This is a genomic window from Lysinibacillus sp. 38-6 (genome assembly GCF_046245175.1).
GTDB lineage: Bacteria > Bacillota > Bacilli > Bacillales_A > Planococcaceae > Lysinibacillus.
This window is the reverse complement of sequence record NZ_CP176417.1, coordinates 3,109,737-3,129,539: the sequence shown is the minus strand read 5'-3', so window position 1 is coordinate 3,129,539 and position 19,803 is coordinate 3,109,737. Positions and strand designations below refer to the sequence as shown.

The following is a 19,803-nucleotide window of genomic DNA, read 5'->3' as shown; positions in this document are numbered from 1 at the left end:
AGAATATTAAAGTTTAACATATTAACAATCTAGTGTATGAAAGTGAAGTGTCTTTATGAATGCGGTCATTGTGGCAGTAGCTGTCATGTTAATATTAAGTTTGCTTCGGATCAATGTAGTGCTCTCGCTTGTTTTAGGTGCCTTTGCAGGGGGCTTAACAAGTGGTATGGGTATTCAAGCAACAGTTACATCGTTTACAGAAGGGTTAGGTGCAGGAGCCACTATTGCATTAAGCTATGGTTTACTTGGCGGCTTTGCGATAGCAATTTCCAAAACAGGAATACCGGAATTAATGATTTCTCGTATTTTAAACATATTAAATAAAAATGGATCAAGTAATCGAAAAGGCTTAGTAAAGGTATTAATATTCCTTCTTATATTTATGATGGCGATTTTTTCTCAAAATTTAATCCCGATTCATATTGCCTTTATTCCATTGCTAATACCACCTATTTTAAAGGTTTTAAATATGCTGGAAGTAGACCGTCGTATAATCGCAACGCTAATTGCGGTCGGTTTAATTGGCACTTATAGTTTTGTACCCGCTGGCTTCGGCGCTATTTTCCAAGAGATTGTATCAACACAAGTAACGAATGCGGGAATGGTTGCGAAGGCCAGTGATGTGCCAGCAGCAATGGCTATTCCTATTTTCGGTATGCTCGTTGGTTTAGCGATAGCGTTCTTTGTATATCGCAAGCCACGTAAATATCAACAAAATGATGTTGAAACAACAACATTAAATGTTAATGTAAGCCCAGCGGTTATCATTTCTACAGTAATAGCGTTAATTGTTTCGCTAGTAGCGCAAATCGGGACAGATTCCATGATTGTCGGTGCCTTTGCGGGTATTATGATTATGTATTTCACAGGTGCTCTTAAATGGAGAGAGGCAGATGAAATTTTATCAGAGGGCATGAAAATGATGGCGTTCATTGGCTTTGTCATGATTGCAGCAAATGGCTTTGCATCGGTTATCAATGCAACAGGTGATGTAGATAGTTTAATTACAAGCTCTTTAACGTTCCTCCAAGGCAATAAAAGCTTAGCCGTATTTATTATGTTAGTAATCGGCTTAGTTGTCACAATGGGCATAGGTTCTTCTTTTGCCACAGTGCCGATTATCGCAACATTATTTGTGCCGCTCGCACAGGGATTAGGGATGAGCCCATTAGCCATTCTGTGTTTAATCGGAACAGCAGGTGCTTTAGGAGATGCAGGGTCGCCAGCATCAGATTCAACATTAGGGCCAACAGCAGGTTTAAATGTAGATGGTCAACATAATCATATTTGGGATACATGTGTACCAACATTTATCTTTATCAACATTCCACTTGTTATTTTCGGTTGGATTGCATGCGTGTTCTTCCTATAACGTTAGTAAGCAGTTTCTAAATTTAGAGACTGCTTTTATTGTTCATAAAGTGGTGACAGTAATTGTGGAAAATGTCTGAAAACGTTGGTGTTATCAGGTTATGTGTTGCAAAATGCATAGAAATTATATATACTAGTAAACGGCTTAAATAAGCGAGAAATATTAGTAGTAAAGAAAATCTACAACATTTAAAGGAATTTAGCGAAAAGACTTGCTTATTCTTTTTTTATTGTATATAATGTTGAATGTTGGTCTTTGACTGCGATGAAACGAGAGGTTGCCGACACACCCGGCCGCTTTGCCATGGCGGTGCGTTGGAGAATTTTCGTGGAGAATGTCTAGAAAATAGGCGAGAAGGAGGGAAAATAATGGCAAAACAAAAGATTCGTATTCGTTTAAAAGCGTATGATCACCGTATTTTAGATCAGTCTGCTGAGAAAATTGTGGAGACTGCAAAACGTTCAGGTGCAAGTGTATCAGGTCCGATTCCACTTCCAACTGAGAAGTCTGTGTACACAATTCTACGTGCTGTTCACAAGTACAAAGACTCTCGTGAACAATTCGAGATGCGTACGCATAAACGTCTGATCGATATCGTTAACCCAACACCACAAACTGTTGATGCGTTAATGAAACTTGATTTACCATCTGGCGTTGATATCGAAATCAAACTTTAATGGTAAAAACAATATAACTTTTTAAAACTTACAGGAGGTGTGACAAATGGCTAAAGGAATCTTAGGTAGAAAAATTGGTATGACACAAGTTTTCGCTGAAAACGGCGATTTAATCCCGGTAACAGTTATCGAAGCTACTCCAAACGTAGTTCTTCAAAAGAAAACTGTTGAAACTGACGGCTACGAAGCTATCCAAGTTGGTTTCGAAGATAAGCGCGTTAAGCTTTCTAACAAACCAGAACAAGGTCACGTAGCAAAAGCGAATACTGCTCCTAAGCGCTTCATTCGTGAATTCCGCAACGTGAACGTTGAAGAATACGAAGTTGGTCAAGAAGTCAAAGTAGAAATTTTCGCAGAAGGCGATGTAATTGATGTAACAGGAGTTACTAAAGGTAAAGGTTTCCAAGGTGTTATTAAACGCCACGGACAATCTCGTGGTCCTATGGCCCACGGTTCTCGTTACCACCGTCGTCCTGGTTCAATGGGTCCAGTTGCTCCGAACCGCGTATTCAAACAAAAGAAATTACCTGGTCAAATGGGTGGCACAGTAGTTACAATCCAAAACTTAGAGATCGTTAAAGTTGATGCAGAGCGTAACTTACTACTTGTTAAAGGTAATGTTCCTGGTTCTAAAAAAGCTCTAGTTACAGTTAAAACTGCAATTAAAGCTAACTAATCACTTCAAGAAAGGAGGAAACAGGAATGACAAAAGTATCTGTACTTAGTCAAACAGGTGCTTCAGTTGGTGAAATCGAGTTAAACGAAGCGATCTTCGGAATCGAGCCAAATGAAGCAGTATTATTCGACGCAGTAGTTGCACAACGCGCTTCTCTACGTCAAGGTAATCATAAGGTTAAAAACCGTTCTGAAGTTGCTGGTGGTGGTCGTAAGCCATGGCGTCAAAAAGGAACTGGTCGTGCTCGTCAAGGTTCTATCCGTTCTCCACAATGGCGCGGCGGTGGTATCGTATTCGGTCCAACTCCACGTAGCTATTCTTATAAATTACCTAAAAAAGTTCGTCGTTTAGCTCTTAAATCTGCTTTATCAGCTAAAGTTGTAGAACAAAACTTCTTAGTTCTTGATGCTCTTACACTAGCAGCACCAAAAACAAAAGAATTCACAAAAATCCTTAAAGATCTTTCTTTAGAGAAAAAATCTTTATTCGTAACTGCTGACCTAGATGAAAACGTAGCATTATCTGCTCGTAACATCCCTGGTGTAACAGTTTTAACTGCAAACGGAATCAACGTTCTTGATCTATTAGGTCACGAAAAAGTTGTATTCACTAAAGCTGCAGTAGAAAAAGTTGAGGAGGTGCTTGGATAATGGAAGCACGTGATATTTTAAAACGTCCGGTCATTACTGAGCGTTCTTCAGAACTTATGGCAGAGAAAAAGTATACTTTCGAAGTAGACACTCGCGCTAACAAAACTCAAGTAAAAGACGCTGTAGAAGAAATCTTTGGCGTAAACGTTGAGAAAGTAAACGTTCTTAACTACAAAGGTAAATTCAAACGCGTTGGCCGTTACGGTGGTTACACTAACAAACGTCGTAAAGCGATTGTTAAACTAACTGCGGACAGCAAAGACATCGAATTATTCGAAATGTAATCCTTTAAGGATTTAAGATTTGAACAATCAAGAAGGAGGGAAACACAATGGCGATTAAAAAGTATAAACCTACCTCTAATGGTCGTCGTAATATGACGTCTTTAGACTTTGCGGAAATTACAACTAACAAGCCTGAGAAATCATTGCTTGAACCAACTAAACGCAAAGCTGGTCGTAACAACCAAGGTAAAATCACTGTTCGTCATCATGGTGGTGGTCATAAGAAGCAATACCGTGTCATCGATTTCAAACGTATTAAAGATGGCATTCCAGCAAAAGTTGCTACTATTGAATATGATCCAAACCGTTCTGCGAATATCGCATTAATCAACTACGCTGATGGAGCAAAAGCTTACATCTTAGCACCAAAAGGTCTAGAGGTTGGTCAAACAATCGTTTCTGGTCCAGATGCTGATATTAAAGTAGGTAACACATTACCATTAGCAAACATTCCAATGGGTACAACAATCCATAACATCGAGTTAAAACCTGGTAAAGGTGGACAATTAGTACGTTCTGCTGGTACTTCTGCGCAAGTACTTGGTCGTGAAGACAAATACGTAATCGTTCGTCTACAATCTGGTGAAGTACGTTTAATTCTTGCTACTTGCCGCGCTACAATCGGTCAAGTTGGTAACGAACAACACGAACTAGTACACATCGGTAAAGCAGGTCGTAGCCGTTGGTTAGGTAAACGCCCAACTGTTCGTGGTTCTGTAATGAACCCTAACGATCACCCACACGGTGGTGGTGAAGGACGTTCTCCAATCGGACGTAAATCACCAATGACTCCTTGGGGTAAACCAGCTCTTGGTTACAAAACGCGTAACAAGAAAAACAAATCGGATAAATTCATCATCCGTAGTCGTAAAAAATAAAGTGGTTAAACTACGGTTCTATGTGAGAGCCGTGGTGGAATCACGGAGGGAGGTTCCTACATGGGTCGCAGTTTGAAAAAAGGACCTTTTGTCGATGACCACTTAATGAAAAAAGTGGAAGCGCAAGAGGCTTCTGAGAAGAAACAAGTTATTAAAACTTGGTCTCGCCGTTCTACAATCTTCCCGAACTTCATCGGACTAACAATTGCTGTATATGATGGACGTAAACATGTTCCTGTATACGTAACAGAAGATATGGTAGGCCACAAACTTGGTGAATTCGCGCCGACACGTACTTATAAAGGTCACGGTGCAGACGACAAGAAAACAAGACGCTAATTTTGAGAGGAGGTAAATCCTAATGACACAAGCTAAAGCTATCGCTCGCACAGTACGTATTGCTCCTCGTAAAGTTCGTCTAGTTGTAGACTTAATCCGAGGTAAGCAAGTAGGTGAGGCAGTTGCAATTTTACGTCATACTCCAAAAGCGGCGTCTCCAGTCGTTGAGAAAGTATTAAAATCTGCAGTTGCTAACGCTGAGCACAACTACGATCTTGACATCAACTCTTTAGTTGTTTCTGAAGTATTCGTTGATGAAGGTCCAACATTAAAACGTTTCCGTCCACGTGCACAAGGACGTGCAAGCGCAATTAACAAACGCACAAGCCACATCACTTTAGTGGTATCTGAGAAGAAGGAGGGTTAATCCGTGGGTCAAAAAGTACATCCAATAGGACTGCGCGTTGGTATTATTCGTGACTGGGAGTCAAAATGGTACGCTGAAAAAGACTATGCAACTCTACTTCACGAAGACATCAAAGTGCGTAAATATATTGAAACGGCTCTTAAAGACGCTTCTGTTTCTAAAGTTGAAATCGAACGTGCTGCAAACCGTGTAAACATTACAATTCACACTGCTAAACCAGGGATGGTAATCGGTAAAGGTGGTACTGAAGTTGAAAATCTTCGTAAATACCTTGGCGAATTAACTGGTAAACGTGTACACATCAACATCATCGAAATTAAACGTGCTGATCTTGACGCTCGTCTAGTAGCTGAAAACATCGCTCGTCAATTAGAAAACCGTGTTTCTTTCCGTCGTGCGCAAAAGCAATCGATCCAACGCACAATGCGTGCTGGAGCAAAAGGAATTAAAACACAAGTATCTGGTCGTTTAGGTGGCGCTGATATCGCGCGTGCTGAACACTATAGTGAAGGAACTGTTCCACTTCATACTCTACGTGCTGACATCGACTATGCACACGCAGAAGCTGACACTACTTACGGTAAATTAGGCGTTAAAGTATGGATCTACCGTGGTGAAGTTCTTCCTACGAAGAAATCTGTGGAAGGAGGCAAATAATATGTTATTGCCTAAACGCGTAAAATACCGTCGTGAACACCGCGGAAACATGCGTGGCGAAGCGAAAGGCGGCAAAGAAGTAACTTTCGGCGAATGGGGCTTACAAGCTCAAACTGCTAGCTGGATTACTAACCGTCAAATCGAATCTGCACGTATCGCGATGACTCGTTACATGAAACGTGGCGGTAAAGTTTGGATTAAAATCTTCCCGCACAAACCTTACACGAAAAAACCTCTAGAAGTCCGCATGGGTTCTGGTAAAGGTTCTCCTGAAGGTTGGGTAGCAGTTGTTAAACCAGGAAAAGTTATGTTCGAAATCGCTGGTGTATCTGAAGAGATCGCACGTGAAGCACTTCGTTTAGCATCACATAAGCTTCCTGTAAAATGTAAGATCGTAAAACGTCAAGAAACTGGTGGTGAATCTAATGAAAGCTAATGAAATCCGTGACCTTGCCACTTCTGAAATTGAATTAAAAGTGAAATCACTGAAAGAAGAGCTTTTCAACCTTCGCTTCCAATTGGCGACTGGTCAATTAGAAAACACAGCTCGTATTCGTGAAGTGCGTAAAGCAATCGCGCGTATGAAAACTGTTATTCGTGAAAGAGAAATCAGTGCAAATAACTGATAAAGGAGGTTTTCAAGTATGACTGAGCGTAATCAACGCAAAGTTTACACGGGCCGCGTCGTTTCAGATAAAATGGACAAAACAATTACTGTTTTAGTTGAAACTCACAAAAAGCACAAGCTTTATGGTAAACGTGTAAAGTACTCTAAAAAGTTTAAAGCTCATGATGAGCAAAACCAAGCGAAAATCGGTGATATCGTACGTATCATGGAAACTCGCCCGCTATCAGCTACTAAACGTTTCCGTCTAGTTGAAGTTGTAGAAAAAGCGGTTATTATTTAATAACTATTTCGGAACAACCAATTTCCGAAGGGAGGTAACCTAAGTGATCCAACAAGAAAGTCGTATGAAAGTTGCTGACAACTCAGGTGCACGTGAAGTTCTTACAATTAAAGTGCTTGGTGGCTCTGGCCGTAAAACTGCTAACATCGGTGATATCGTTGTTTGTACAGTTAAGAAAGCAACACCAGGTGGCGTTGTCAAGAAGGGTGACGTTGTTAAAGCTGTTATCGTTCGTACTAAATCAGGCGTACGTCGTAAAGACGGTACTTACATCAAATTTGATGAAAATGCTTGTGTTATTATTCGTGATGATAAATCACCACGCGGAACTCGTATTTTCGGACCTGTTGCACGTGAATTACGTGACAGCAACTTCATGAAAATCGTTTCTCTAGCTCCAGAAGTTCTTTAATTTCATGACAGTGCCAATCAAGGAGGTGCGACAGCATGCATGTAAAAAAAGGTGACAAGGTTAAGGTTATCACTGGTAAGGACAAAGGCAAAGAAGGAGTAATCCTAGCTGCTTTCCCTAAACAAGACCGCGTTCTTGTTGAAGGTGTAAACATCGTGAAAAAACACGTTAAACCTAACCAATTGAATCCACAAGGTGGGATTGTAAGCCAAGAGGCTGCAATTCACGTTTCGAACGTAATGCTAATCGATCCTAAATCTGGCGAGCCGACTCGTGTAGGTTATAAAATCGAAAACGGTAAAAAAGTTCGTGTTGCAAAAAAATCAGGTGCAGTAATCGACTAACTAGTAAATAAAAGAAGGGAGGTACACACATGAGCCGCCTAAAAGAAAAATATTTAAATGAAGTTTCTCCTGCTCTTATGAGCAAATTTGGATATAAATCAGTTATGCAACTTCCTAAAGTTGATAAAATCGTTATCAACATGGGTGTTGGCGATGCAGTTCAAAACTCTAAATCTTTAGATGCAGCAGTTGAAGAATTGACAATTATCACTGGTCAAAAACCAGTAGTAACTAAAGCGAAAAAATCGATCGCAGGTTTCCGTCTACGTGAAGGTATGCCTATCGGTGCTAAAGTTACATTACGCGGTGAGCGTATGTATGAATTCTTGGATAAATTAATCGCAATCGCACTACCTCGTGTACGTGACTTCCGTGGTGTTTCTAAAAAAGCATTCGATGGTCGCGGTAACTACACTCTAGGTGTTAAAGAGCAATTAATTTTCCCAGAAATCGATTACGATAAAGTTTCAAAAGTACGCGGTATGGACATCGTGATCGTAACGACAGCGAACTCTGACGAAGAAGCTCGCGAGTTATTGACACAATTCGGTATGCCGTTCCAAAAGTAATTAAACAAGGAGGGCGAAAACGTGGCTAAAAAATCTATGATCGTTAAACAACAACGTAAGCAAAAGTTTAAAGTGCAAGAATATACACGTTGTGAACGCTGTGGTCGTCCACACTCAGTATATCGCAAATTCAAACTTTGCCGTATTTGTTTCCGAGAACTTGCATATAAGGGACAAATTCCTGGCGTGAAAAAAGCCAGCTGGTAATCCCCTAATTTGGGAAGGAGGTAAATGTAATGACAATGACTGATCCGATTGCAGATATGCTAACTCGCATTCGTAATGCGAACATGGTTCGTCACGAGAAGTTAGAAGTACCAGCTTCCAACGTGAAAAAAGAAATCGCTGAAATTTTAAAGCGTGAAGGTTTCGTACGTGACGTAGAATACGTGGAAGACAACAAACAAGGTATCATCCGTATCTTCTTAAAATACGGTAAAGATAACGAGCGTGTTATCACTGGCCTAAAACGTATTTCTAAACCTGGTCTACGTGTATATGCTAAAACAAATGAAGTGCCTAAAGTACTGAACGGTCTTGGTATCGCTTTAGTGTCAACTTCACAAGGTTTATTAACAGATAAAGAAGCTCGCGCTAAACAAGTTGGCGGCGAAGTTCTAGCATACGTTTGGTAATTAGCAATAAATGAATGGAGGTGCAACTAAATGTCTCGTGTAGGTAAAAAAATTATCGAGGTTCCAGCTAACGTAACTGTTACTGTCGCAGCTGACAACACAGTTACTGTTAAAGGTCCTAAAGGCGAACTTGTTCGTTCTTTCCACCAAGATATGAAAATTGAGCAAGAAGGTAATGTGATCACTGTATCTCGTCCTTCTGAATCAAAAGAACACCGCACAAACCACGGTACAACTCGTGCGCTATTAGCGAACATGATTACTGGTGTTTCTGCAGGTTTCGAAAAATCATTAGAACTTATCGGTGTCGGTTACCGTGCGCAATTACAAGGTAAAAAGCTTGTACTTAACGTAGGTTACTCTCACCCAGTTGAGTTCACACCAGAAGATGGTCTTGAAGTAGAAGTTCCTTCTAACACAAAAATCATCGTTAAAGGTATCAGCAAAGAACGCGTTGGCGCTCTTGCATCTAATATCCGTGACGTTCGTCCACCAGAGCCGTACAAAGGTAAAGGTATCCGTTACGAAGGCGAATACGTTCGTCGTAAAGAAGGTAAAACAGGTAAATAATGCTGCCTAAGCATTAGAAAGGAGTGACCCTTGTGATTACGAAACAGGATAAAAATCAAGTTCGTAAAAAACGTCATGCGCGAGTACGTTCTAAAATTTCGGGTACTGCTGAGCGTCCACGCTTAAACGTATTCCGTTCTAACAAGAACATCTACGCTCAACTTATCGATGACGTAGCAGGCGTAACACTTGTTAGCGCATCTTCTCAAGAAAATGGTTTTGAAGGTGCTGGTAACAACGTAGAAGCTGCATCAAAAATCGGTGAAACAATCGCGAAACGCGCTGCGGAAAAAAACATTACTGCTATTGTATTTGACCGTGGTGGTTACTTATATCATGGACGTGTTAAAGCTTTAGCTGAAGCTGCACGTGAGAACGGTTTAGAATTTTAATAAGAAGGAGGGACACATTTCATGAGTCGAATTGACGCAAACAAACTTGGAGAACTTGAAGAACGCGTAGTTACTATTAACCGTGTTGCTAAAGTTGTTAAAGGTGGACGTCGCTTCCGCTTCACAGCATTAGTTGTAGTTGGCGATAGAAACGGACATGTTGGTTTCGGTACTGGTAAAGCTCAAGAGGTGCCAGATGCTATCCGTAAAGCTGTTGAAGATGCGAAGAAAAACTTAATCGAAGTGCCACGTGTAGGTGGAACAACTCCACACTTAGTGCTTGGTCGCTTCGGTGCAGGAGAAATCCTAATTAAACCTGCTGCTCCTGGTACAGGGGTTATCGCTGGTGGTCCAGTACGTGCCGTACTAGAACTTGCTGGTATTACTGATATTCTTTCAAAATCACTTGGATCTAACACACCAATCAACATGGTGCGTGCTACTGTTCAAGGTTTAACTGAATTAAAACGCGTAGAGGACGTTGCAAAATTACGTGGCAAATCAGTGGAAGAAATATTAGGATAAGGGGGGAATAATAATGGCTAACAAATTAGAAATCACCCTTACAAAATCTGTGATCGGTTCTAAACCGGCACAACGTAAAACTATTGAAGCTCTTGGATTACGTAAATTAAATCAAACTGTTGAGAAAGCTGATAACGCTGCTACTCGCGGTATGCTTGATAAAGTAGCTCACTTAGTTACTGTAAAAGAAAATTAATTTTCAATTAATGAACAAGGAGGTGCCACCCACTATGAAACTGCATGAGTTAAAACCAGCAGAAGGTTCTCGTAAACAACGCAATCGCGTTGGTCGTGGTATCGGTTCTGGTAACGGTAAAACAGCAGGTAAAGGTCATAAAGGTCAAAACGCTCGTTCTGGTGGCGGTGTACGCCCAGGCTTTGAGGGCGGTCAAAACCCGTTATTCCGTCGTTTACCTAAACGTGGCTTTACGAACATTAACCGTAAAGAATACGCTATCGTTAACCTTGACACATTAAACCGTTTCGAAGACGGTGCAGAAGTAACAACTGCATTATTACTTGAAACTGGTCTAGTGAGCAATGAGAAAGCTGGAATTAAAGTTCTTGGAAACGGAACACTTAACAAAAAGCTTACTGTAAAAGCTCATAAATTCTCAGCTTCAGCTAAAGAAGCAATCGAGAATGCCGGCGGAACTACTGAGGTGATTTAATGTTTCAGACGATCTCTAACTTTATGCGTGTTCGAGATATAAGAAATAAAATCATTTTCACTCTTTTAATGTTAATCGTTTTCCGTATTGGTACATTCATACCAGTACCGAACGTTGACGCAAATGTATTAAAGGCAACTGATGAGTTTAACCTCGTTGGTTTCCTCAATACTTTTGGCGGTGGTGCTTTGAAAAACTTCTCTATCTTCGCGATGGGGATTATGCCATACATCACAGCCTCAATTATTGTTCAATTATTGCAAATGGACGTAGTACCGAAGTTTGCTGAGTGGGCAAAGCAAGGTGAAGTCGGAAGACGTAAACTTGCACAATTTACTCGTTACTTTACAATTATTCTTGCCTTTATCCAATCATTTGCCATGTCATTTGGCTTCAACAAAATGTATGGTGGATCTTTGATTAAAGAAGAAGGAATTCTAACTTACGTTACAATTTCAATTGTATTGACAGCGGGTACAGCTTTCCTTGTATGGCTTGCTGAGCAAATTACTGCACACGGTGTTGGTAATGGTATTTCTGTTGTTATCTTCGGAGGTATCGTTGCAGCATTACCTACAGGAATAAACCAAATTTATGCACAACAAATTGAGGGTGCTGGTGATAAACTGTTTATTAACATTATCATCCTTGCATTACTTGCTTTGATTTTACTTGCAATTGTCGTTGGGGTTATTTACGTGCAACAAGCACTTCGTAAAATTCCAATTCAATATGCAAAACGAGTTACTGGACGTAACCAACAAACTGGTGGTCAACAAACGCACTTACCGTTAAAAGTAAATGCTGCAGGGGTTATTCCGGTAATCTTCTCAGTAGCGTTCCTTGTTACACCTCGTACGTTAGCTGCGTTCTTTGGTCAAAACGATGTAACAGCATTCATTGAAAACACTTTTGATTATCAAAAGCCAGTTGGGATGTTGATTTACGTTGCATTGATCGTCGCGTTCACTTATTTCTATGCATTCGTACAAGTGAATCCAGAAAATGTGGCAGACAACTTGAAAAAACAAGGTGCTTACATTCCAGGTATTCGCCCGGGTGAAAACACTCAAACGTATTTAACAAGCGTGTTATATCGTCTAACTTTTGTTGGCGCGATTTTCTTAACTGTAATTGCTGTAATGCCGATTATATTCATCAATCTTATGAATCTACCTGCTTCAGTGCAGATCGGTGGTACTAGTATTATTATCGTAGTCGGCGTAGCGCTAGAAACGATGAAACAGCTAGAATCACAACTTGTTAAACGTCACTACAAAGGCTTTATGAAATAATGTTGGTTTTTAGGGAACGTTCTACGTTTCCTTTAAATCAACAAACCTTTTGTGGGAGGACTATTTCCGATGAATATCGTTTTAATGGGTCTGCCAGGTGCCGGTAAAGGTACACAGGCAGATAAAATTGTTGAGAAGTATGCAATTCCTCATATTTCTACAGGAGATATGTTCCGTGCCGCTATTAAAGATGGTACAGAACTAGGCTTACAGGCTAAATCGTTTATGGATCAAGGTGCACTAGTACCTGATGAAGTAACGATTGGTATTGTTCGTGAGCGACTTGCTAAACCTGATTGTGAAAAGGGCTTCTTATTAGATGGATTCCCACGTACTGTTCCACAAGCTGAAGCTTTAGATAGCATTTTAGCTGATCTTGGTAAAGCTATCGAGCATACGTTAAACATTCAAGTTGAAAAAGATGAGCTAATCGCTCGTTTATCAGGTCGTCGTATTTGTAAAACATGTGGCACTTCTTATCATTTAATTTTCAATCCACCAGCTGTGGAAGGGAAATGTGATAAAGATGGTGGCGAACTTTACACACGTGCGGATGATAATCCTGAAACGGTTGCAAACCGTCTGGAAGTTAATATGAATCAAGCACAACCATTGCTGAATTTCTATGAAGCAAAAGGTGTGTTAACAAATATAGATGGACAGCAAGATATTAATAAAGTGTTTGCTGATCTTGATGCTCTATTACAGGGCAGCCGCAGCTGATACCCGGCTCCGGGCGCAGAATACTGCTTCCGCGGGAGGCATGCGGGAGCAACACCGAAACATAATTTTTTTGAGAGTTGCAAAAGCATATTGTGCCCGGTATATATTTCTTTTAAAAAGTGCAACATTACTTTTGAGAGAGTATAATGGGTTTCGTGGAAGCATCTGTGTAACGGGTATGAATATCTCATCAAAGACATTCCGGTATTCGTGTAAACATGGGAGATTCAGTGCCCATACTGGTCCTGTATATTCCGTGGATTGTGTGAAGCGAAACCAGACGAGCGTCTTTCAAACATCTCTCATACAATCCAAACATATGTTGAAACGAGGTTGCTTCTATAGTTGCAGCAGATATCCGTTTGATGTAACGATGAGAACTTTAATTTGCATATAGAGAGGAGAGACAGAGTAGATGGCGAAAGATGATGTAATTGAAGTCGAAGGGACAGTTGTTGAGACTTTGCCAAACGCGATGTTTAAGGTAGAATTAGAAAATGGACATGTGATTTTAGCACACGTATCTGGTAAGATTCGTATGCACTTTATCCGCATTCTACCTGGAGATAAGGTTACTATCGAGTTATCTCCTTATGATTTAACTCGCGGTCGTATCACATACCGTTTTAAATAATCTTTTGCGCTCCGGACTACTAAGGAGGTTAGGTTAGATGAAAGTGAGACCATCTGTGAAACCGATCTGCGAAAAATGTAAAGTAATTCGCCGACGCGGTAAAGTAATGGTAATCTGTGAAAATCCTAAACACAAACAAAAACAAGGTTGATTCTAAAGGAGGTGCACAACGTACATGGCACGTATTGCTGGTGTTGACATTCCTCGCGACAAACGCGTGGTAATTTCATTAACTTACATTTACGGTATTGGTAAAACTACAGCTCAGAAAGTATTAGCTGACGCAGGTATTTCAGAAGATACACGCGTACGCGACTTAACTGAAGATCAGTTAAACCAAATCCGTGAACAATTAGATTCTTACAAACTTGAAGGTGACTTACGTCGCGAAACTTCATTAAACATTAAACGTCTGATGGAAATCGGTTCATTCCGTGGTATCCGTCACCGTCGTGGTTTACCTGTTCGTGGTCAAAATACGAAGAACAATGCGCGTACGCGTAAAGGTCCTCGTAAAACAGTTGCGAACAAGAAAAAATAATACGTAAAGGAGGTTCCTTCTTAACATGGCTCGTAAACAACAAACTCGTAAACGTCGTGTGAAAAAGAATATCGAATCTGGTATTGCACACATTCGTTCTACATTTAACAATACAATTGTAACGATTACAGATATGCAAGGTAACGCTGTATCTTGGTCAAGTGCTGGTGCTCTTGGTTTCCGTGGTTCACGTAAATCTACACCTTTCGCTGCACAAATGGCTGCAGAAACTGCTGCTAAAACATCCCTTGAACATGGTCTGAAAACGTTGGAAGTAACTGTTAAAGGTCCTGGTGCTGGTCGTGAAGCTGCAATTCGTGCACTTCAAGCTGCTGGTTTAGAAGTAACTGCTATTAAAGACGTTACTCCAGTTCCTCACAATGGTTGCCGTCCGCCAAAACGTCGTCGCGTGTAATGGGTGCGTCTCATATTGTATGAGAACATCATTTTTTGTACAGACTGTCTTGTGCAGATAATAAACGATACGTCACTGACGATCGAATCTATGATGGAAAGAACCTATACATTCGATGTTTTGAAGGAGGGTAAATGAAATGATCGAAATTGAAAAACCAAAGATTGAAACGGTGGAGATCAGCGAAGATTCCAAATATGGAAAGTTTGTTGTAGAACCGCTTGAACGCGGATATGGAAACACTTTGGGTAATTCTTTACGTCGTATCCTTCTGTCTTCATTACCAGGAGCTGCAGTCACTTCAATCCAAATTGATGGTGTACTTCACGAGTTCTCAACTGTAGAAGGCGTTGTAGAAGATGTAGCTTCAATTATTTTGAACGTGAAAAAGCTTGCTCTTAAAATCTACTCTGACGAAGAAAAAGTTATTGAGATTGATGTAAAGGGCGATGGAACAGTTACGGCTGCTGACATTACACATGACAGTGACGTAGAAATTTTAAACCCAGATCTATATATTGCAACAATCGCTAAAAACGGTCATTTACGTATGCGTATGTACGCTCAACGCGGCCGTGGTTACACTCCTGCTGATCAAAACAAACGTGAGGATCTTCCTATCGGCGTGATCCCGATCGACTCTATTTACACTCCAGTATCACGCGTCAATTTCCAAGTGGAAAATACTCGTGTAGGTCAGTCTTCTGACTACGATAAACTTTCTCTTGATGTGTGGACAGATGGTAGCATCGGTCCGAAAGAGGCGATTTCGCTCGGAGCAAAAATTTTAACCGAGCATCTAAACATCTTTGTTGGCATGACTGATGAGGCACAAACTGCTGAAATCATGGTCGAAAAAGAAGAAGATCAAAAAGAAAAAGTTTTAGAGATGACTATCGAAGAACTTGATCTTTCTGTTCGTTCTTATAACTGCTTAAAACGCGCTGGTATTAATACAGTACTAGAACTTGCGAATAAGTCAGAAGACGACATGATGAAAGTTCGTAACCTTGGACGTAAGTCATTAGAAGAAGTAAAAGCGAAGTTAGAAGAGCTTGGTTTAGGATTACGCAAAGAAGACTAAGCGATTTAAACAAAACTTATAAGATCAGATATTTTTTATAAAGGAGGGAAACATCCATGGGTTACAGAAAACTTGGTCGTACAAGTTCTCAACGTAAAGCGATGTTACGTGACTTAGCTACTGATTTAATCATCAACGAGCGTATCGAAACTACTGAGGCTCGCGCTAAAGAAGTACGTAAAGCTGTTGAAAAAATGATTACTTTAGGTAAACGCGGAGATTTACACGCACGCCGTCAAGCTGCTGCATTCATCCGTCGTGAACTAGTAACAACTACTGACGAAGAAGGTAACGAAACAACTTCATTTGCGCTACAAAAGCTATTTGATGATGTTGCACCACGTTACGCAGAACGTCAAGGTGGTTACACTCGTATTCTTAAAGTAGGTCCTCGTCGTGGTGACGGTGCACCTGTTGTTGTGATTGAACTAGTTTAATCATAAGAGAACACAAGTGGTGAAGAGGGTGGAACCACCACCCTCTTTTTTATAAAACGATTTATACGACAAATAATTAAGCTGAGCGTTATGATGAGCGGACACGGTTGTGTGGCGTCTCGTTTAGCTCTCCGCACCTCATTCAAAAGAAGCAAGGGCTTGAGCACCCGTGTTTCTTGTAAATGTAACGACTAGCGCATTTCTATCGAATGAGGTGCGCGCTTTTTTATTATTAACAGCGCCAATTGATGGTGCTTTTTTTAATATATAGGAATTAGTGTGCAAGCATTTTTCTTATACCGACATATTGATTGTAGTAGAATTCATACATAAAAAAGTGTAAGTTAGTTAGTATAGCTGAGCATGTAGAGAGGAGTTCTAGAAATGCCTGAAATTTTATCGTTAAATAATGTGACGTTTTCATATACACCTGAAAATCCAGAGCTGCGAAACGCTGTTGAAAATGTAAGCTTTGCTGTGCAGGAAGGTGAGTGGATTGCCATCGTGGGCCATAATGGTTCAGGGAAATCAACGATCGCCAAACTGATGAACGGTTTATTATTCCCACAGCAAGGGGACGTTCGTATATTACGTGAAGTATTAAATGAAGATAACCTTTGGCAATGCCGCTCGCAAATGGGTATGGTTTTTCAAAATCCAGACAATCAGTTTGTCGGTGCTACCGTACAAGATGATGTTGCCTTTGCGCTTGAAAATAACGGCATCCCTTTTGAAGAGATGGTTAAACGTGTGCATGCCGCATTGGACCAAGTAAAGATGGGCCATTTTTTAGACCACGAGCCACATCATTTATCGGGAGGGCAGAAGCAACGTGTCGCTATTGCAGGGGCATTAGCTTTAAAGCCAAAGCTACTTATTTTAGATGAAGCCACATCGATGTTAGATCCACAGGGGCGTATAGAAGTATTACAAACAGTGCAAACATTACGCGCTGAAACAGGGCTAACCGTGTTATCGATTACCCATGATTTAGAAGAAGCCATGTTGGCCGATCGTATACTGTTCATGAATGATGGTAAGAAGTTTGCGGAAGGTTCACCTGCTGAAATTTTTTCATTAGGGGACAAGCTAACGGAGCTAGGACTTGATCTACCATTTGCCATGAAGTTATCAAAGCTATTGCAAAAGGAAGGTGTTCCGTTAATGGGACAACATATGACAGAAGAAGAGTTGGTGAATGATATATGGACATCAAACTTCAACAAGTAAGCTATGCCTACGCTCAAGGCACACCCTTTGAAAAACGTGCATTATTCGATGTTAATTTTGACATTCCATCGCATACTTACCAAGCGATTATTGGTCATACTGGTTCCGGTAAGTCGACGATCCTTCAGCATTTTAATGCACTGTTAAAGCCTACAACCGGCACGGTGCAAATAGGCGATCGTACAGTGGAAGCTGGCAAAAAGGCGAAAGATTTAAAAGCGATTCGCCAACGTGTCGGCATTGTTTTTCAATTTCCAGAGCATCAGCTGTTTGAAGAAACAGTTTTAAAGGATATTATGTTCGGGCCTATGAATTTCGGCGTTGCAGAAAAAGAGGCTGAAGCGCGTGCAAGAGAGCTTGTTCGTTTAGTTGGCTTGCCAGAAAATGTGCTCGATAAGTCACCGTTTGATTTATCAGGAGGGCAAATGCGACGTGTAGCAATTGCTGGTGTGTTAGCAATGGAGCCTGAAGTCATTGTTTTAGATGAACCAACTGCTGGGCTAGACCCCCGTGGTCAAAAAGAAATTATGGACATGTTTTATGCGTTACATCAGGAGCGTAATTTAACGACGATTCTTGTAACGCACAGTATGGAAGATGCCGCTCGTTATGCGGACAATATTATCATTATGCATGAGGGCAAAAATGTATTGAGTGGGACACCACGTGAGATTTTTAAGGATGTTGAGACATTAAAGCAATTTCGTTTAGAGCCACCTCGTATTGTACGCTTCCAACAAAAAATGGAGAAGATGATGAATGCATCTTTAGCAAAGGTATGTTTAACAGAAGAGGAGCTAGCGAGTGAAATGGCTCGATTATTGAGAGAGGAGCGTGCAGAGTCATGATGGAGAAGATGATTTTCGGGCGCTTCCTGCCAGGAGATTCTCCTGTTCATAGGCTTGACCCACGATCTAAACTCATATTCGTATTTGCCTTTATTATTATCGTATTTTTAGCGAATAATACAATAACGTATGCAATACTATTAGCTTTTACATTGCTCATTGTTTTAGTGTCACGTATACGCCTGTACTTTTTAATTAATGGCTTGAAGCCTGTACTCTTTTTAATGGCGTTTACTTTCTTGCTTCATGTTTTTATGACGAAAGAAGGCGACCTTTTATTTCATTGGAAGTTTATTTCCGTCTATGAAGGTGGCGTTCGTCAAGGGATCTATATTGCAACACGTTTCCTTGTGCTCGTGTTTATGACGTCTATTTTAACACTGACAACATCACCAATCTCCATTACAGATGGGATTGAAGTGTTACTCAACCCATTGAAAAAAATAAAAGTGCCTGTACATGAGTTAGCACTAATGATGTCTATTTCACTGCGCTTTATTCCAACGTTGATGGATGAGACAGATAAGATTATGAAGGCGCAAATGGCACGTGGTTCCGATTTATCTTCAGGGCCAATTAAAGATCGTATTAAAGCGGTTGTACCACTGTTAGTACCACTCTTTGTTAGTGCATTTAAACGTGCAGAAGACTTGGCGACTGCGATGGAAGTTCGAGGCTATCGAGGCGGCGAAGGACGTACGCGCTATCGCAAGCTCAAATGGGACATGGGTGATACACTAGCACTTGTGCTATTACTAGCAATGGCAGTTTTATTATTTTTCTATAGAAGTTAAAGGAGTAGCTTTATGCGACGATTAAAAGCAATTATTAGTTATGATGGAACGCAGTTTTCTGGTTATCAAGTGCAACCAGGAGAGCGTACTGTACAAGCAGAAGTAGAGCGTGTACTTGCTGTTATGCATAAAGGTAACAATATTAAAGTAACGGCAAGTGGTCGCACAGATGCGAGAGTACATGCAACTGGACAAACATTACATTTTGATACGCCGCTTGCTATACCGGTAGAAAAGTATATGAAAGCATTGAATGTGCAGCTTCCGAGAGATATCCGTGTACGATCCGTTGAGGAAGTAGCAGCTGATTTTCATGCGCGCTATAGTGTAACAGGAAAACGCTATCGATATATATGGTCGTGTGAGCCTGTACAAAGCCCTTTCCGCAGACATTACACAGTAGAGACGAATGGTGTGAAACCAGACGTAAATGCGATGCAGGAGGCTGCTAAGGCTATCATTGGGACACATGATTTCTCATGTTTCTGTGCGGCAAATACGAGCGTGCAAAATAAAGTGCGAACAGTCAACGCACTCGAATTTGAATGGCATGGTGAAGAGCTACATATGGTCATTGAAGGAAGTGGCTTCTTATACAATATGGTGCGCATCATTGCCGGCACTTTATGGGAAGTCGGTATAGGACGCCGGGAAGTGGAAAATGTTGAGGCGGTCGTTGCATCGATGGATCGCGACCAAGCAGGCAAAACGGCACCACCGCAAGGCTTATACCTTGAGAAAGTATTCTATTAGAGCAATTTTTAAAGGGAATACTGTATGTTTTTTTAGTGCTAGAATTCGCATGAATGGAACAAAATATAAGGGGCAAAATGCCAATGTAAATGCTAAATGTTACCCTGTACAACTTCACCAGGT

General features: G+C 40.8%; 34 protein-coding genes and 1 pseudogene. All 35 read left to right on the top strand.

Translation table 11 applies throughout. The annotated features are described in order from the left end of the window. The first annotated feature begins 55 nt into the window (after positions 1-55). The 35 genes and pseudogenes from ACKVEV_RS16105 (at position 56) to truA (ending at position 19,680) form a co-directional block, all read left to right on the top strand. The gene (locus ACKVEV_RS16105; protein ID WP_409367319.1) at positions 56-1,372 is read left to right on the top strand and encodes a Na+/H+ antiporter family protein; all 1,317 of its coding nucleotides are present in this window, start codon (positions 56-58) and stop codon (positions 1,370-1,372) included. Positions 1,373-1,740: 368 nt separating this feature from the next. Beyond that, on the top strand, positions 1,741-2,049 hold the full coding sequence (gene rpsJ, locus ACKVEV_RS16100; protein WP_004233624.1) for a 30S ribosomal protein S10: 309 nt from the start codon (positions 1,741-1,743) through the stop codon (positions 2,047-2,049). Positions 2,050-2,095: 46 nt separating this feature from the next. Beyond that, positions 2,096-2,725 (top strand): 50S ribosomal protein L3, encoded by a 630-nt coding sequence (gene rplC / locus ACKVEV_RS16095; protein ID WP_069514330.1) that lies wholly within the window; start codon positions 2,096-2,098, stop codon positions 2,723-2,725. 26 nt (positions 2,726-2,751) lie between these two features. After that, on the top strand, positions 2,752-3,375 hold the full coding sequence (gene rplD, locus ACKVEV_RS16090) for a 50S ribosomal protein L4 (protein ID WP_010860604.1): 624 nt from the start codon (positions 2,752-2,754) through the stop codon (positions 3,373-3,375). Then, complete coding sequence (rplW, locus tag ACKVEV_RS16085) at positions 3,375-3,659, top strand: 50S ribosomal protein L23 (protein ID WP_036205532.1); 285 nt, start codon at positions 3,375-3,377, stop codon at positions 3,657-3,659. Before rplD ends, rplW begins: the two co-directional genes overlap by 1 nt. A 47-nt stretch (positions 3,660-3,706) precedes the next feature. Continuing rightward, a complete protein-coding gene (gene rplB / locus ACKVEV_RS16080; RefSeq protein WP_409367318.1) occupies positions 3,707-4,537 on the top strand; it encodes a 50S ribosomal protein L2 in 831 nt (276 codons plus the stop codon). A gap of 60 nt (positions 4,538-4,597) precedes the next feature. Further along, positions 4,598-4,876: a 30S ribosomal protein S19 gene (gene rpsS, locus ACKVEV_RS16075; protein ID WP_004233637.1), complete on the top strand. Its 279-nt coding sequence runs from the start codon at positions 4,598-4,600 to the stop codon at positions 4,874-4,876. Positions 4,877-4,898: 22 nt separating this feature from the next. Continuing rightward, positions 4,899-5,243 carry a 50S ribosomal protein L22 gene (gene rplV / locus ACKVEV_RS16070; RefSeq protein ID WP_004233639.1) on the top strand — a complete coding sequence of 115 codons (345 nt, stop codon included), beginning with the start codon at positions 4,899-4,901 and terminating at the stop codon, positions 5,241-5,243. Positions 5,244-5,246: 3 nt separating this feature from the next. Next, on the top strand, positions 5,247-5,900 hold the full coding sequence (gene rpsC, locus ACKVEV_RS16065; RefSeq protein WP_024364367.1) for a 30S ribosomal protein S3: 654 nt from the start codon (positions 5,247-5,249) through the stop codon (positions 5,898-5,900). Position 5,901: 1 nt separating this feature from the next. After that, positions 5,902-6,336: a 50S ribosomal protein L16 gene (gene rplP, locus ACKVEV_RS16060; RefSeq protein ID WP_036172449.1), complete on the top strand. Its 435-nt coding sequence runs from the start codon at positions 5,902-5,904 to the stop codon at positions 6,334-6,336. Further along, the gene (gene rpmC, locus ACKVEV_RS16055; RefSeq protein WP_004233646.1) at positions 6,326-6,526 is read left to right on the top strand and encodes a 50S ribosomal protein L29; all 201 of its coding nucleotides are present in this window, start codon (positions 6,326-6,328) and stop codon (positions 6,524-6,526) included. Before rplP ends, rpmC begins: the two co-directional genes overlap by 11 nt. An 18-nt stretch (positions 6,527-6,544) precedes the next feature. After that, entirely contained in the window at positions 6,545-6,808 is a 264-nt protein-coding gene (gene rpsQ, locus ACKVEV_RS16050) for a 30S ribosomal protein S17 (RefSeq protein ID WP_054767907.1), read from the top strand. Between the two features lie 43 nt (positions 6,809-6,851). Then, positions 6,852-7,220 carry a 50S ribosomal protein L14 gene (rplN, locus tag ACKVEV_RS16045; RefSeq protein WP_004233650.1) on the top strand — a complete coding sequence of 123 codons (369 nt, stop codon included), beginning with the start codon at positions 6,852-6,854 and terminating at the stop codon, positions 7,218-7,220. 35 nt (positions 7,221-7,255) lie between these two features. Beyond that, the gene (gene rplX, locus ACKVEV_RS16040) at positions 7,256-7,564 is read left to right on the top strand and encodes a 50S ribosomal protein L24 (RefSeq protein ID WP_004233652.1); all 309 of its coding nucleotides are present in this window, start codon (positions 7,256-7,258) and stop codon (positions 7,562-7,564) included. Between the two features lie 29 nt (positions 7,565-7,593). Beyond that, on the top strand, positions 7,594-8,133 hold the full coding sequence (rplE, locus tag ACKVEV_RS16035) for a 50S ribosomal protein L5 (protein ID WP_402927296.1): 540 nt from the start codon (positions 7,594-7,596) through the stop codon (positions 8,131-8,133). Positions 8,134-8,154: 21 nt separating this feature from the next. Beyond that, on the top strand, positions 8,155-8,340 hold the full coding sequence (locus tag ACKVEV_RS16030) for a type Z 30S ribosomal protein S14 (protein WP_004233656.1): 186 nt from the start codon (positions 8,155-8,157) through the stop codon (positions 8,338-8,340). Positions 8,341-8,369: 29 nt separating this feature from the next. Next, positions 8,370-8,768: a 30S ribosomal protein S8 gene (rpsH, locus tag ACKVEV_RS16025; RefSeq protein WP_008181717.1), complete on the top strand. Its 399-nt coding sequence runs from the start codon at positions 8,370-8,372 to the stop codon at positions 8,766-8,768. A 30-nt stretch (positions 8,769-8,798) separates the two neighbouring features. Continuing rightward, positions 8,799-9,338 carry a 50S ribosomal protein L6 gene (rplF, locus tag ACKVEV_RS16020; protein ID WP_409367317.1) on the top strand — a complete coding sequence of 180 codons (540 nt, stop codon included), beginning with the start codon at positions 8,799-8,801 and terminating at the stop codon, positions 9,336-9,338. A 32-nt stretch (positions 9,339-9,370) separates the two neighbouring features. Next, positions 9,371-9,730, top strand: a complete 360-nt coding sequence (gene rplR / locus ACKVEV_RS16015; RefSeq protein WP_024364363.1) for a 50S ribosomal protein L18 — start codon at positions 9,371-9,373, stop codon at positions 9,728-9,730. Positions 9,731-9,751: 21 nt separating this feature from the next. Further along, on the top strand, positions 9,752-10,255 hold the full coding sequence (gene rpsE / locus ACKVEV_RS16010; protein WP_024364362.1) for a 30S ribosomal protein S5: 504 nt from the start codon (positions 9,752-9,754) through the stop codon (positions 10,253-10,255). Between the two features lie 13 nt (positions 10,256-10,268). Then, the gene (rpmD, locus tag ACKVEV_RS16005) at positions 10,269-10,451 is read left to right on the top strand and encodes a 50S ribosomal protein L30 (RefSeq protein ID WP_024364361.1); all 183 of its coding nucleotides are present in this window, start codon (positions 10,269-10,271) and stop codon (positions 10,449-10,451) included. Between the two features lie 34 nt (positions 10,452-10,485). Beyond that, complete coding sequence (rplO, locus tag ACKVEV_RS16000) at positions 10,486-10,926, top strand: 50S ribosomal protein L15 (protein ID WP_054771430.1); 441 nt, start codon at positions 10,486-10,488, stop codon at positions 10,924-10,926. After that, complete coding sequence (gene secY / locus ACKVEV_RS15995) at positions 10,926-12,221, top strand: preprotein translocase subunit SecY (protein WP_402927290.1); 1,296 nt, start codon at positions 10,926-10,928, stop codon at positions 12,219-12,221. The genes rplO and secY overlap by 1 nt, the downstream gene beginning before the upstream one ends. A 69-nt stretch (positions 12,222-12,290) precedes the next feature. After that, the gene (locus ACKVEV_RS15990) at positions 12,291-12,944 is read left to right on the top strand and encodes an adenylate kinase (RefSeq protein ID WP_402927289.1); all 654 of its coding nucleotides are present in this window, start codon (positions 12,291-12,293) and stop codon (positions 12,942-12,944) included. 249 nt (positions 12,945-13,193) lie between these two features. Then, positions 13,194-13,271, top strand: a pseudogene (locus ACKVEV_RS15985) (type I methionyl aminopeptidase); the annotation flags it as partial. Between the two features lie 88 nt (positions 13,272-13,359). Continuing rightward, on the top strand, positions 13,360-13,578 hold the full coding sequence (gene infA / locus ACKVEV_RS15980; RefSeq protein ID WP_004233690.1) for a translation initiation factor IF-1: 219 nt from the start codon (positions 13,360-13,362) through the stop codon (positions 13,576-13,578). Positions 13,579-13,615: 37 nt separating this feature from the next. Further along, positions 13,616-13,729, top strand: a complete 114-nt coding sequence (rpmJ, locus tag ACKVEV_RS15975; protein WP_000868344.1) for a 50S ribosomal protein L36 — start codon at positions 13,616-13,618, stop codon at positions 13,727-13,729. Positions 13,730-13,753: 24 nt separating this feature from the next. After that, the gene (gene rpsM, locus ACKVEV_RS15970) at positions 13,754-14,119 is read left to right on the top strand and encodes a 30S ribosomal protein S13 (RefSeq protein WP_402927287.1); all 366 of its coding nucleotides are present in this window, start codon (positions 13,754-13,756) and stop codon (positions 14,117-14,119) included. A 25-nt stretch (positions 14,120-14,144) separates the two neighbouring features. After that, the gene (gene rpsK, locus ACKVEV_RS15965) at positions 14,145-14,534 is read left to right on the top strand and encodes a 30S ribosomal protein S11 (RefSeq protein WP_004233731.1); all 390 of its coding nucleotides are present in this window, start codon (positions 14,145-14,147) and stop codon (positions 14,532-14,534) included. Between the two features lie 139 nt (positions 14,535-14,673). After that, on the top strand, positions 14,674-15,618 hold the full coding sequence (locus ACKVEV_RS15960; protein WP_004233733.1) for a DNA-directed RNA polymerase subunit alpha: 945 nt from the start codon (positions 14,674-14,676) through the stop codon (positions 15,616-15,618). Between the two features lie 56 nt (positions 15,619-15,674). Continuing rightward, a complete protein-coding gene (rplQ, locus tag ACKVEV_RS15955) occupies positions 15,675-16,055 on the top strand; it encodes a 50S ribosomal protein L17 (protein WP_010860588.1) in 381 nt (126 codons plus the stop codon). 384 nt (positions 16,056-16,439) lie between these two features. Beyond that, on the top strand, positions 16,440-17,285 hold the full coding sequence (locus ACKVEV_RS15950; protein WP_409367316.1) for an energy-coupling factor ABC transporter ATP-binding protein: 846 nt from the start codon (positions 16,440-16,442) through the stop codon (positions 17,283-17,285). Continuing rightward, on the top strand, positions 17,261-18,133 hold the full coding sequence (locus ACKVEV_RS15945; protein WP_409367315.1) for an energy-coupling factor ABC transporter ATP-binding protein: 873 nt from the start codon (positions 17,261-17,263) through the stop codon (positions 18,131-18,133). Before ACKVEV_RS15950 ends, ACKVEV_RS15945 begins: the two co-directional genes overlap by 25 nt. After that, entirely contained in the window at positions 18,130-18,927 is a 798-nt protein-coding gene (locus tag ACKVEV_RS15940; RefSeq protein ID WP_409367314.1) for an energy-coupling factor transporter transmembrane component T family protein, read from the top strand. The genes ACKVEV_RS15945 and ACKVEV_RS15940 overlap by 4 nt, the downstream gene beginning before the upstream one ends. A 12-nt stretch (positions 18,928-18,939) precedes the next feature. Continuing rightward, entirely contained in the window at positions 18,940-19,680 is a 741-nt protein-coding gene (truA, locus tag ACKVEV_RS15935) for a tRNA pseudouridine(38-40) synthase TruA (RefSeq protein ID WP_409367313.1), read from the top strand. Positions 19,681-19,803: the final 123 nt, after the last annotated feature.

What these genes read in the sequence shown, in the direction of transcription:
- rpsK (WP_004233731.1), top strand. Translation starts at nt 14,145, where the DNA reads ATGGCTCGTAAACAACAAACTCGTAAACGTCGTGTGAAAAAGAATATC.
- rpmD (WP_024364361.1), top strand. Translation starts at nt 10,269, where the DNA reads ATGGCTAACAAATTAGAAATCACCCTTACAAAATCTGTGATCGGTTCT.
- rpmC (WP_004233646.1), top strand. Translation starts at nt 6,326, where the DNA reads ATGAAAGCTAATGAAATCCGTGACCTTGCCACTTCTGAAATTGAATTA.
- rplO (WP_054771430.1), top strand. Translation starts at nt 10,486, where the DNA reads ATGAAACTGCATGAGTTAAAACCAGCAGAAGGTTCTCGTAAACAACGC.
- rpsQ (WP_054767907.1), top strand. Translation starts at nt 6,545, where the DNA reads ATGACTGAGCGTAATCAACGCAAAGTTTACACGGGCCGCGTCGTTTCA.
- rplP (WP_036172449.1), top strand. Translation starts at nt 5,902, where the DNA reads ATGTTATTGCCTAAACGCGTAAAATACCGTCGTGAACACCGCGGAAAC.
- rplV (WP_004233639.1), top strand. Translation starts at nt 4,899, where the DNA reads ATGACACAAGCTAAAGCTATCGCTCGCACAGTACGTATTGCTCCTCGT.
- infA (WP_004233690.1), top strand. Translation starts at nt 13,360, where the DNA reads ATGGCGAAAGATGATGTAATTGAAGTCGAAGGGACAGTTGTTGAGACT.
- rpsJ (WP_004233624.1), top strand. Translation starts at nt 1,741, where the DNA reads ATGGCAAAACAAAAGATTCGTATTCGTTTAAAAGCGTATGATCACCGT.
- rpmJ (WP_000868344.1), top strand. Translation starts at nt 13,616, where the DNA reads ATGAAAGTGAGACCATCTGTGAAACCGATCTGCGAAAAATGTAAAGTA.
- ACKVEV_RS15950 (WP_409367316.1), top strand. Translation starts at nt 16,440, where the DNA reads ATGCCTGAAATTTTATCGTTAAATAATGTGACGTTTTCATATACACCT.
- rplC (WP_069514330.1), top strand. Translation starts at nt 2,096, where the DNA reads ATGGCTAAAGGAATCTTAGGTAGAAAAATTGGTATGACACAAGTTTTC.
- secY (WP_402927290.1), top strand. Translation starts at nt 10,926, where the DNA reads ATGTTTCAGACGATCTCTAACTTTATGCGTGTTCGAGATATAAGAAAT.
- truA (WP_409367313.1), top strand. Translation starts at nt 18,940, where the DNA reads ATGCGACGATTAAAAGCAATTATTAGTTATGATGGAACGCAGTTTTCT.
- ACKVEV_RS16105 (WP_409367319.1), top strand. Translation starts at nt 56, where the DNA reads ATGAATGCGGTCATTGTGGCAGTAGCTGTCATGTTAATATTAAGTTTG.
- ACKVEV_RS15990 (WP_402927289.1), top strand. Translation starts at nt 12,291, where the DNA reads ATGAATATCGTTTTAATGGGTCTGCCAGGTGCCGGTAAAGGTACACAG.
- rplD (WP_010860604.1), top strand. Translation starts at nt 2,752, where the DNA reads ATGACAAAAGTATCTGTACTTAGTCAAACAGGTGCTTCAGTTGGTGAA.
- rpsH (WP_008181717.1), top strand. Translation starts at nt 8,370, where the DNA reads ATGACAATGACTGATCCGATTGCAGATATGCTAACTCGCATTCGTAAT.
- rplE (WP_402927296.1), top strand. Translation starts at nt 7,594, where the DNA reads ATGAGCCGCCTAAAAGAAAAATATTTAAATGAAGTTTCTCCTGCTCTT.
- ACKVEV_RS15940 (WP_409367314.1), top strand. Translation starts at nt 18,130, where the DNA reads ATGATGGAGAAGATGATTTTCGGGCGCTTCCTGCCAGGAGATTCTCCT.
- ACKVEV_RS15945 (WP_409367315.1), top strand. Translation starts at nt 17,261, where the DNA reads ATGGACATCAAACTTCAACAAGTAAGCTATGCCTACGCTCAAGGCACA.
- ACKVEV_RS15960 (WP_004233733.1), top strand. Translation starts at nt 14,674, where the DNA reads ATGATCGAAATTGAAAAACCAAAGATTGAAACGGTGGAGATCAGCGAA.
- rpsE (WP_024364362.1), top strand. Translation starts at nt 9,752, where the DNA reads ATGAGTCGAATTGACGCAAACAAACTTGGAGAACTTGAAGAACGCGTA.
- rplB (WP_409367318.1), top strand. Translation starts at nt 3,707, where the DNA reads ATGGCGATTAAAAAGTATAAACCTACCTCTAATGGTCGTCGTAATATG.
- rpsM (WP_402927287.1), top strand. Translation starts at nt 13,754, where the DNA reads ATGGCACGTATTGCTGGTGTTGACATTCCTCGCGACAAACGCGTGGTA.
- rplQ (WP_010860588.1), top strand. Translation starts at nt 15,675, where the DNA reads ATGGGTTACAGAAAACTTGGTCGTACAAGTTCTCAACGTAAAGCGATG.
- rpsS (WP_004233637.1), top strand. Translation starts at nt 4,598, where the DNA reads ATGGGTCGCAGTTTGAAAAAAGGACCTTTTGTCGATGACCACTTAATG.
- rplX (WP_004233652.1), top strand. Translation starts at nt 7,256, where the DNA reads ATGCATGTAAAAAAAGGTGACAAGGTTAAGGTTATCACTGGTAAGGAC.
- rplF (WP_409367317.1), top strand. Translation starts at nt 8,799, where the DNA reads ATGTCTCGTGTAGGTAAAAAAATTATCGAGGTTCCAGCTAACGTAACT.
- rplW (WP_036205532.1), top strand. Translation starts at nt 3,375, where the DNA reads ATGGAAGCACGTGATATTTTAAAACGTCCGGTCATTACTGAGCGTTCT.